Origin of the sequence: Streptomyces buecherae (genome assembly GCF_014295035.1) — a bacterium.
Taxonomy (GTDB): Bacteria; Actinomycetota; Actinomycetes; order Streptomycetales; family Streptomycetaceae; genus Streptomyces; species Streptomyces youssoufiensis.
This window is the reverse complement of the sequence record NZ_CP060404.1, coordinates 3,738,079-3,747,500: the sequence shown is the minus strand read 5'-3', so window position 1 is coordinate 3,747,500 and position 9,422 is coordinate 3,738,079. Positions and strand designations below refer to the sequence as shown.

Annotated in this window: 8 protein-coding genes and 2 rRNA genes (1 of these 10 running past the window's edge); 9 read left to right on the top strand and 1 reads right to left on the bottom strand. The window is 68.6% G+C overall.

Annotation, left to right across the window (positions count from 1 at the left end; genetic code table 11):
- From H7H31_RS14210 to H7H31_RS14170, 9 genes are all read left to right on the top strand, one after another.
- Window positions 1-1,337, top strand: a 23S ribosomal RNA gene (locus H7H31_RS14210); it begins 1,788 nt to the left of the window's first position.
- A 73-nt stretch (window positions 1,338-1,410) separates the two neighbouring features.
- A 5S ribosomal RNA gene (gene rrf / locus H7H31_RS14205) occupies window positions 1,411-1,527 on the top strand.
- 69 nt (window positions 1,528-1,596) lie between these two features.
- Window positions 1,597-2,241 (top strand): HAD family hydrolase, encoded by a 645-nt coding sequence (locus H7H31_RS14200; RefSeq protein WP_187062713.1) that lies wholly within the window; start codon window positions 1,597-1,599, stop codon window positions 2,239-2,241.
- 173 nt (window positions 2,242-2,414) lie between these two features.
- Window positions 2,415-3,587: an acetoin utilization protein AcuC gene (locus H7H31_RS14195; protein ID WP_187062712.1), complete on the top strand. Its 1,173-nt coding sequence runs from the start codon at window positions 2,415-2,417 to the stop codon at window positions 3,585-3,587.
- 499 nt (window positions 3,588-4,086) lie between these two features.
- Window positions 4,087-4,902 (top strand): phosphatase, encoded by an 816-nt coding sequence (locus tag H7H31_RS14190; RefSeq protein ID WP_187062711.1) that lies wholly within the window; start codon window positions 4,087-4,089, stop codon window positions 4,900-4,902.
- 128 nt (window positions 4,903-5,030) lie between these two features.
- Window positions 5,031-5,240, top strand: coding sequence for a helix-turn-helix domain-containing protein (locus tag H7H31_RS14185; RefSeq protein WP_014053989.1), 210 nt, complete (start codon window positions 5,031-5,033; stop codon window positions 5,238-5,240).
- 212 nt (window positions 5,241-5,452) lie between these two features.
- Window positions 5,453-5,551: a 30S ribosomal protein bS22 gene (locus H7H31_RS14180; protein WP_003948845.1), complete on the top strand. Its 99-nt coding sequence runs from the start codon at window positions 5,453-5,455 to the stop codon at window positions 5,549-5,551.
- 212 nt (window positions 5,552-5,763) lie between these two features.
- The gene (locus H7H31_RS14175; protein WP_187062710.1) at window positions 5,764-6,813 is read left to right on the top strand and encodes an NAD-dependent epimerase/dehydratase family protein; all 1,050 of its coding nucleotides are present in this window, start codon (window positions 5,764-5,766) and stop codon (window positions 6,811-6,813) included.
- Window positions 6,814-6,827: 14 nt separating this feature from the next.
- The gene (locus H7H31_RS14170) at window positions 6,828-7,868 is read left to right on the top strand and encodes a lysophospholipid acyltransferase family protein (protein ID WP_187062709.1); all 1,041 of its coding nucleotides are present in this window, start codon (window positions 6,828-6,830) and stop codon (window positions 7,866-7,868) included.
- 96 nt (window positions 7,869-7,964) lie between these two features.
- On the opposite strand, the gene H7H31_RS14165 is transcribed toward H7H31_RS14170, so the two are convergent.
- Complete coding sequence (locus H7H31_RS14165; protein ID WP_187062708.1) at window positions 7,965-9,227, bottom strand: DUF5667 domain-containing protein; 1,263 nt, start codon at window positions 9,225-9,227, stop codon at window positions 7,965-7,967.
- Window positions 9,228-9,422 lie beyond the last annotated feature (195 nt).

Genomic DNA, 9,422 nt, shown 5'->3' with positions numbered 1-9,422 from the left:
AAAAGCCTCTAGCGAGTTTCATGGCGGCCCGTACCCTAAACCGACTCAGGTGGTCAGGTAGAGAATACCGAGGCGTTCGGGTGAACTATGGTTAAGGAACTCGGCAAAATGCCCCCGTAACTTCGGGAGAAGGGGGGCCATTTCTGGTGATCACTTTTGCAGTGTGAGCTGGGGGTGGCCGCAGAGACCAGCGAGAAGCGACTGTTTACTAAAAACACAGGTCCGTGCGAAGCCGTAAGGCGATGTATACGGACTGACGCCTGCCCGGTGCTGGAACGTTAAGGGGACCGGTTAGCTGACTTTCGGGTTGGCGAAGCTGAGAACTTAAGCGCCAGTAAACGGCGGTGGTAACTATAACCATCCTAAGGTAGCGAAATTCCTTGTCGGGTAAGTTCCGACCTGCACGAATGGCGTAACGACTTCTCGACTGTCTCAACCATAGGCCCGGTGAAATTGCATTACGAGTAAAGATGCTCGTTTCGCGCAGCAGGACGGAAAGACCCCGGGACCTTTACTATAGCTTGATATTGGTGTTCGGTTCGGCTTGTGTAGGATAGGTGGGAGACTGTGAAGCATGCACGCCAGTGTGTGTGGAGTCGTTGTTGAAATACCACTCTGGTCGTGCTGGATGTCTAACCTGGGTCCGTGATCCGGATCAGGGACAGTGTCTGGTGGGTAGTTTAACTGGGGCGGTTGCCTCCTAAAGGGTAACGGAGGCGCCCAAAGGTTCCCTCAGCCTGGTTGGCAATCAGGTGTTGAGTGTAAGTGCACAAGGGAGCTTGACTGTGAGACTGACGGGTCGAGCAGGGACGAAAGTCGGGACTAGTGATCCGGCGGTGGCTTGTGGAAGCGCCGTCGCTCAACGGATAAAAGGTACCCCGGGGATAACAGGCTGATCTTCCCCAAGAGTCCATATCGACGGGATGGTTTGGCACCTCGATGTCGGCTCGTCGCATCCTGGGGCTGGAGTCGGTCCCAAGGGTTGGGCTGTTCGCCCATTAAAGCGGTACGCGAGCTGGGTTTAGAACGTCGTGAGACAGTTCGGTCCCTATCCGCTGTGCGCGTAGGAGTCTTGAGAAGGGCTGTCCCTAGTACGAGAGGACCGGGACGGACGAACCTCTGGTGTGCCAGTTGTCCTGCCAAGGGCATGGCTGGTTGGCTACGTTCGGGAGGGATAACCGCTGAAAGCATCTAAGCGGGAAGCCTGCTTCGAGATGAGGGCTCCCACCCACTTGATGGGGTAAGGCTCCCAGTAGACGACTGGGTTGATAGGCCAGATATGGAAGCCTCGTAAGGGGTGGAGTTGACTGGTACTAATAGGCCGAGGGCTTGTCCTCAGTTGCTCGCGTTCACTGTGTTGGTTCTGAAATAACGACTGTGTCATTGTCCGGTTGGTTTATTTCATAGTGTTTCGGTGGTTATTGCGTTAGGGAAACGCCCGGTTACATTCCGAACCCGGAAGCTAAGCCTTTCAGCGCCGATGGTACTGCAGGGGGGACCCTGTGGGAGAGTAGGACGCCGCCGAACTCCTTTTAGAAGAGCCTTGTCGGGACCCCGGTCCCGACAAGGCTCTTCTTGTTTTTGTAGGGTGGCCCCATGCGCTATGACCTCGTCATCTTCGACAACGACGGTGTGCTCGTCGACAGCGAGCCGATCTCGAATCGGCTGCTCGCCGCGTACCTCACGGAACTGGGCCACCCGACCACGTACGACGAGGCGATACGCGACTACATGGGGTCCGCCATGCACCGCATCCACGACCTCGTGCTGGAACGCTATGGGCGGCAGTTGCCCTCCGAATTCGACGCCACGTTCCACGAGCGGGTCTTCGCGGCCTTCGGCGCGGAGTTGGAGGCCGTGGTCGGGGCGGCCGAGGTGGTTGAGGAACTGCGTGCCGACGGCGTCCCGTACTGCCTGGCGTCCTCGGGGAGTCACGAGCGCATACGGGTCGCCCTCAAGAAGACCGAGCTGTACGAACTCTTCGGGGAAGAACGAATCTTCAGCTCGCAGGACGTGGGCCGTGGCAAGCCCGCGCCCGACCTTTTCCTGCACGCCGCCTCCGTCATGGGCGTCGCGCCCGAGCGTTGTGCCGTCGTCGAGGACAGCCCGCTCGGCGTCCAGGCGGCCCGTGCCGCCGGCATGGACGTCTACGGGTTCACCGCGATGACGCCGGCCGCCAAGCTCGCGGACGCCACCGAGCGCTTCGCCTCCATGCGCGAACTTCTCCACCTGCTGCGCTGACCCTCGTACCGGCGTACCCCGGGCCCCGTACCGCCGTACGCCGGTCCCGACACCGTCGTAGAGCACGAACTCCGCCACCAGGTCCCGAAAACGCGCGCGGAGGTGCTGGTGTTCGCGGTGGTGTCCGACGCCCGTTCCCCGCGCGCGGAGTGGCGCCCGATACGGTGACGGGCATGAACATCCGCACGCATCTCATGTGGGATGACGCCGTCACGGGCTACGACTTCGGCCCCGGGCACCCGATGGACCCGGTGCGGCTGGGGCTGACGATGCGGTTGGTCGAGGCGTTCGGCCTCGACGGCCAGGTGGAGGTGGTCGCCGCGCGGGCCGCCGGCGAGTCCACCCTGCGGCTCGTACACCGGCAGGACTACGTGGAAGCGGTCCGTCGGGTCTCCGCCGACCCCACGGTCGCGGACGGTTCGTACGGCCTCGGGACCCCGGACGATCCGGCGTTCGCGGGCATGCACGAGGCGTCAGCACTGATCGCTGGGCAGTCAGTGGGAGCGGCGGAAGCGGTCTGGAGCGGTCAGGCCCTGCGCGCGGTGAACTTCACGGGCGGCCTGCACCATGCCATGGCCGGCAGCGCGGCCGGCTTCTGCGTGTACAACGACGCCGCACTGGCCATCGCCCGCCTCCTCGAACTGGGCGCGCGGCGGGTCGCGTACGTGGACGTGGACGTGCACCACGGAGACGGCGTCCAGGCGGCGTTCTGGGACGACCCGCGGGTTCTGACGATCTCGCTGCACGAGCACCCGCGGACGCTGTTTCCGCAGACCGGCTGGCCGACGGAGACGGGCGGTCCGGAGGCCGAGGGCAGCGCGGTCAACGTGGCGCTGCCGGCGGGGACCGGGGACGAGGGGTGGCTGCGCGCCTTCCACGCCGTGGTCCCCGAGCTGCTCGCGGCCTTCCAGCCGGAGGTCCTGGTCACCCAGCACGGCGCGGACACGCATATCGAGGACCCGTTGGCGCACCTGGCCGTGACGGTGGACGCCCAGCGGGCCGTCGCCGAGAGCTGCCGACGGTTGGCGGACGAGCACGCCGCAGGGCGCTGGATCGCGCTGGGTGGCGGTGGGTACGCGGTGGTGGACGTCGTTCCCCGGACGTGGACGCACCTGGTGGGCATCGCCGCGGGGCACCCCGTCGACCCGCAGGCCGCCACGCCGGAGTCCTGGCGTCACGAGGTGTACGCGCGGACCCGGCAGCAGGCCCCGTTGCGCATGACCGACGGCCGGCAGCCGCGCTGGCGGGACTGGGACGAGTGGGGGTACGACCCGGCCGACGCGCTCGATCGCGCGGTGGTCGCCACCCGCCGGGCGAGCTTCCCCGCACTCGGCCTGTTGCCCTGAGCGGAGAACGTGCCGGCGGGCTGTGACGGGAGGGACTGTCGGGGCCACAGTGGCGAGGGAGTTCGGTTCCGCGTGGCCCGCGTGGCTTGTTGTGAGCGGTCATCGGACAACTGGCCTCCGGGTTGTCCGAAGGCGCCCGAAGGCCGGCCGCGACGCCGGGGCCCGATCGGTGGCGGTTGGCGGCCCGAGCGCCTCGCTGGCCAACTGGCCGCAGAGCTGGCCGAACGTCGCGCCCGTGGCGCGAGCGCGAGGGCCGGGTCGCTGTCCGGGCCTGGCCGGCCTCGGGTGGCGCCCTCGATGGGGCTGGCCCTCGGCGGGTGGCGGCATCGCTTCGGGCTTCCGCTGTGGGGCGTGTTCAAGAGGCGTACGTACGTCAACGGGGCGCCGTGTCATGGTTGTTGCGTATGTGCTGCGCCATTGGGCCGTCACATCAGGCCAACTATGGCGCGTATCCGCGTTTTCGAGCGGATGGCCTGGACCATCGGCCACCATCGTCAGTGTGTTGAGCGCCTCCGCGTTGCGGGCCCATCTTCTGGTCTCGCGCCTCGCCGGTTCCGTGGCCACCAGCCGCGAGGGCAGTCTGCGGAGGTACCGGTTGTTCGCAGCCGGTGATCCGCGTGTGCTGATCGGTCTCGTGCCCGAACGTGGCTGGTCTTTCGGCGAGTTGCTTGGGCTTATGAGCGCTCAGTGCGGAGTATCGAACAACCCTGAATGCGTTTCAGGCCAGGATGTGATCGACCCTGACCGTACGGTGGCGGCGCTCGACGCCTTCGCGGATCGGCTGGGTGAGGTGGCGCGGCGGCGGGCTCCGGTGTTGCTCGGAACCGGTCATCCGCACCGATTGCTGGGCTTCTACGCCGATGTGGCGGCTGCCCTGTCGGCGGCGGGATGTCCCGTTCTCACTCCCGCGTGGGGCCGCCGTATCGACATGACGACCCGGTTCGGGGTACGTACGCACAACCTTGCGTACGCGCGGGGAGTCGCGCTGATGCGCGAACCCGGCGCGCGGACGACGGGCAATGAGACCGGCGTGCACACGCACTCCCCGCTTCCCATCCGCATCGCCCTGGGGGCCGCGGCCGACTCCGGCGGGCCGCTCCCCGAGCTGGTCATCGGGGATCACGGATGGGTCTGCGGGGCAGGTCAGCTGGGGATTGCGGCCATCGGGCTCGCCGACAGCGACGACCCCGCGCCGTTCGTCGGGGAGGCCGAGGGCAGGTTATCGGTCGTCGTTCCGCTTGATGACGCTGTGCGGCCTGATTACTACCGGCCGCTTACTCGCTATGTACTCAATCGAGCGTGTCTGTCACAGTAGGCGGCCGATCGCTACTCCTCTTCCCCACTCGTATCACCCGCCCCTAGTCTGGTGAGTGAGCGCGCAGCGACGAGGAGTCACCGGAGGGGAAGCCGGTGCCCGTCATGTGCGGAAGGTTCAGGTGTGTCATGGCTGCTGGCGAGAGGCCTCTGAACGAGGTCCAGTTTCTGACCGTGGCGGAAGTCGCCTCGGTAATGCGAGTCTCGAAGATGACCGTGTACCGGCTGGTGCACAGCGGTCATCTGCCCGCGATCCGGGTGGGCAGGTCCTTCCGGGTCCCCGAGCAGGCGGTGCACGAGTACCTCCGCGAGTCGTATGTGGGGGTGGAGTCCGCCTAGATCGTTTCCGGTGGTCCGGCCCGGTGTGGCCGTGGCGGCGCTGCCTCGTGAGGGCGCCGTGGCGGGCGCGCAGGGTGCGGTTCGCCGGGTCGGTGGTTCACGATGACCCTCGGATTACGCTGTTCGCTCGGTGCCGGGTAGGCTGGCCCGATGTAGGTCGTGTGGGCTCGGACGCCCCGCACCGAGTGAATACGAAGTGAGCGAGGGTAGTCGTGGGCTCTGTTATCAAGAAGCGGCGTAAGCGGATGGCCAAGAAGAAGCACCGCAAGCTGCTCAAGCGCACGCGCGTCCAGCGTCGCAACAAGAAGTAAGCGACGCTGTGCGACGTTCCGCAGCCCTTCCACCGCACGGTGGGAGGGCTGCGGTGCGTTTGCCGTGGATCGGGTGGTGCTCGCCGCGTCGCGCGGCGCACGGCCGGCGTGGTGTCACACCCGGCGGATACGGTGAGTCCTGGGTCCGTAACACCGGACGGGCCAGGCACGGGGGCCTGGTTCCTCGCGCGGTGGGAAGGTAGGCGCTGATCGTGGGCAGGGTCGTGCTCGTCACCGGAGTCGCACGCCAGCTTGGGGGCCGTTTCGTCCGGCGCGTGCTGCGCGAACCCGACGTGGACCGGGTGATCGGCGTGGACGCCGTCCCGCCCGAGCACCATCTGGGCGGCGCCGATTTCGTGCAGGCCGACATCCGGCAGCCCACGATCGGCAAGCTGTTGGCGGAGTACGACGTCGACACCGTGGTCCACATGGACATCAACGGCACCCCGCTGGGCTCCCGGGGCAGTCGGACCTCGGTCAAGGAGACCAACGTCATCGGCACCATGCAGCTCCTCGGCGCCTGCCAGAAGGCGCCGCGGGTGGCCCGCCTGGTGGTGAAGTCCAGCACGAGCGGGTACGGGGCGGCCCCGCGCGACCCCGCCGTCTTCAGCGAGACCACCCAGCCCAAGTCGCTGCCCAGCGGTGGCTTCGCCAAGGACGTCATCGAGGTCGAGGGGTACGTACGTGGCTTCGCCCGGCGGCGTCCGGACGTGGCGGTGTGCGTCCTGCGGTTCGCCAACGTGCTCGGGCCGTGCGCGGACTCGCCGTTGGCCGAGTACTTCGCGCTGCCCGTGCTGCCCACGATCATCGGCTTCGACCCGCGGCTCCAGTTCGTGCACGAGGACGACGCGATCGAGGTGCTTCGAATCGGCGCGGGCGAGCCCCGGCGGGGCACGCTGAACAGCGGCACCTTCAACATCGCGGGTGACGGGGTGCTGCTGCTCTCACAGGCCGCGCGACGCCTCGGCCGCCCGACGCTGCCCCTGCTGTCGCCGACCGTCACGTGGCTCAGCTCGGTGCTGCGCGCCGCGGGGATCACCGACTTCTCGCCGGAGCAGATCCGGCTGCTCACCCACGGGCGGGTCGTGGACACCACGCAGATGCGCGAGACACTGGGATTCCAGCCCAAGCACAGCACCGCGGCGGCCTTCGCGGACTACGTGCGCAGCCGCGGGCCGGGGCTCCTGCCCCCCGAGGCCCTGGCCCGAACCGTCGACCGGCTCGCCGCGGCGCTCCCCGCCCGCGCCGCCGGCCAGAACTGAGGAGCGCAGTCACGATGGCGGACGCCAAGGTCATCCCGTTCGGTGAGGACCCCCGGGCCCGGCGCAAGGACGGCACGCGGGCGCCGCGTGCGCGGCGGGACCAGGCCCCGCTGCGGCCGGTACCACCGCCGCGCGCCGAGGACGAGCCGGCCGTGGAGCCGCCGGCGGCCGACGGCGGCGGAGACGACGGCTCGGGCGCGGCGCGGGCGGGGGCCGGGAGCTGGGAGCAGCGGCTGGCGGGCGGCCTCAACTTCCTGCGCCGCCGCATCACCGGCGACTACGAGGTGGACGACTTCGGCTTCGACGAGGAGCTGACCGACCAGGTCCTGATGTCGCTGCTGCGGCCGGTGTACGAGTCGTACTTCCGGGTCGAGGTGCGCGGCATCGAGCACGTGCCCAGCACCGGGGGCGCGCTGATCGTGGCCAACCACTCCGGGACGGTGCCGCTGGACGGGTTGATGCTCCAGGTCGCGGTGCACGACAACCATCCGGCCGACCGCCATCTGCGCCTGCTGGCCGCCGATCTCGTCTTCAAGCTGCCGGTCATCAGCGAGCTGGCGCGTAAGGCCGGCCACACGCTCGCGTGCGCCGAGGACGCGCAGCGCCTCTTGGAGCGCGGCGAGCTGGTCGGCGTGATGCCGGAGGGGTTCAAGGGGATAGGGAAGCCGTTCTCCGAGCGGTACAAGTTGCAGCGCTTCGGCCGCGGCGGCTTCGTCTCGACGGCGCTGCGGGCCCGGGTGCCGATCGTGCCCTGCTCCATCGTCGGTGCCGAGGAGATCTATCCCATGATCGGGAACTCCAAGACGCTGGCCCGGCTGCTCGGCTTCCCGTACTTCCCGATCACGCCGACGTTCCCGCTGCTCGGCCCGCTCGGCGCGGTGCCGCTGCCGACGAAGTGGACGATCCAGTTCGGCGAGCCGATCGCGACCGACGGGTACTCGCCGGAGGCCGCCGACGACCCGATGTTGATGTTCAACCTGACCGACCAGGTGCGCGAGACGATCCAGCACACCCTGTACAAGCTGCTCGTACGGCGGCGCTCCGTCTTCTTCTGAGCCTCCCGGGCCGACGTACGAGCATGTCGGCCCGGCGGGTGAAGACGGAGCGCCGGGGTGGTGATCGGGTGGGGCTCTCGGCGGGCTGGCGGGGCGTCAGTCGCTGGGGGACGGGGACGACTCGGACGGTTGCTGGGTGTCGAGCCCGAGCCCTGGGAGCAGGTCGGGCGGCAGCAGCGGTGGGATCGTGATGTCCGGCGTGGGCGTCGCGCTGGGGCTCTTCTCGGGCGCCGGCTGGGTGCTCTCGTCCACCGGCAGCTTCAACAGGCTGGGCCCGTCGAGCAGGCCGGGGCTCTCCTCGGCCGGAGTGGCGGAGGGGGCGGGAGCCTGCTCGTGCCGCCGCTCGGTGCGCTCCGGCTGCCTGGGCTTGGCGTGCCGCGGCGCGGAGTGGTCCGGTGACGCGGTGGGGGCGGCGCTGGGCGCGGTGGGCGCACGCTCGGCCTCGGGCTCCACGTCCTGGGGCTGTGGCGTGAGCAGCGACCGCAGCGGCTCGACGTCCAGGTCCATGGCCTCAAGGACCAGGCTCACCTGGTCACCCATGTCCTGGAGCGGGAGTGGGAGGCGCTCCCGGAGGGTGCTCCAACTCTGCCGGTTGCCACTGGTGAAGGTGGACAGGTCGCGGATCGGCCCGAGCGAGCCGTCGCGCCGGTGGACGTCGTGCAGCAGTCGGTGGCCCTCCGACGCCGCGTGGCGCATGCCCGAGAGGGCCTTGCGCATCTCGCCGAGCGACTCCTGGTCCATCTCGCCGGCGCGGCCCCGCTCCATGAGGCGCCGCGCCTCCTGGAGTCGGGTGGACGCCTGGTCCAGGTAGATCCGGCCACGGTCGGCGTCGTCGTCGGCCATGCCGCGCTTGAGATCCTCTATGCCCCGCTTGAGGCCGTAGAGCGAGTCGCCGGGCAGGGCGTCGGAGCTGGCCGTGGCCACTCCGCCGAACGCGCCCGCCGCGACGCCGACCGTCAGTCCCCCCGCCGCCAGCCCCTTCGACCATCGCGAGCGGGGGCGGAGTCTGCTGAGCGGGCTCGCCCGGTGGCTCCCCTTCCCGGTCTTTCCGGCCTTGGCGGCGCTGGCGCTCTTCCGGGCGGAGCGCGCCGAGCGCTGCTCGGGCACACGGGCGTCCTGGCCAGCGAAGGCCGACTCCATCGCGGCGATCAACTGGGCCCGCTGAACGGTTTTTGCTGCTGGGTCCATCTCCGGAGCTGGCAGTTCACCGAGCTCGTTGGTCAGGGCCAGCATGCGTCGGCGCTCGGCGCTTTCGGCCGCGCGCTCGGCTTGGTCGGTTGCCGTGCCCTGGTGTTCCTGCTCTTCCAGGGCCTGGGCGAAGGCGTGAGCCCGCCGGTGCGCCGATACGTTCGCGATCACGGGCGGCACCTCCTCTCGTCATGATGGTCGACTCCTCAGGGCGCCTTGGAGGTTGCACGCCTTGAGCGCCGCCACTCGATCGAGTGAGTAGTTGCGGGCATGGCGTGACCGCAGGGAGCCTGCATCCCGCACAACGAGCGGCGCGGCAGCCGGGTTACGCGGCCACGATGATCGGACCGCCGACTGGAGCAGGGG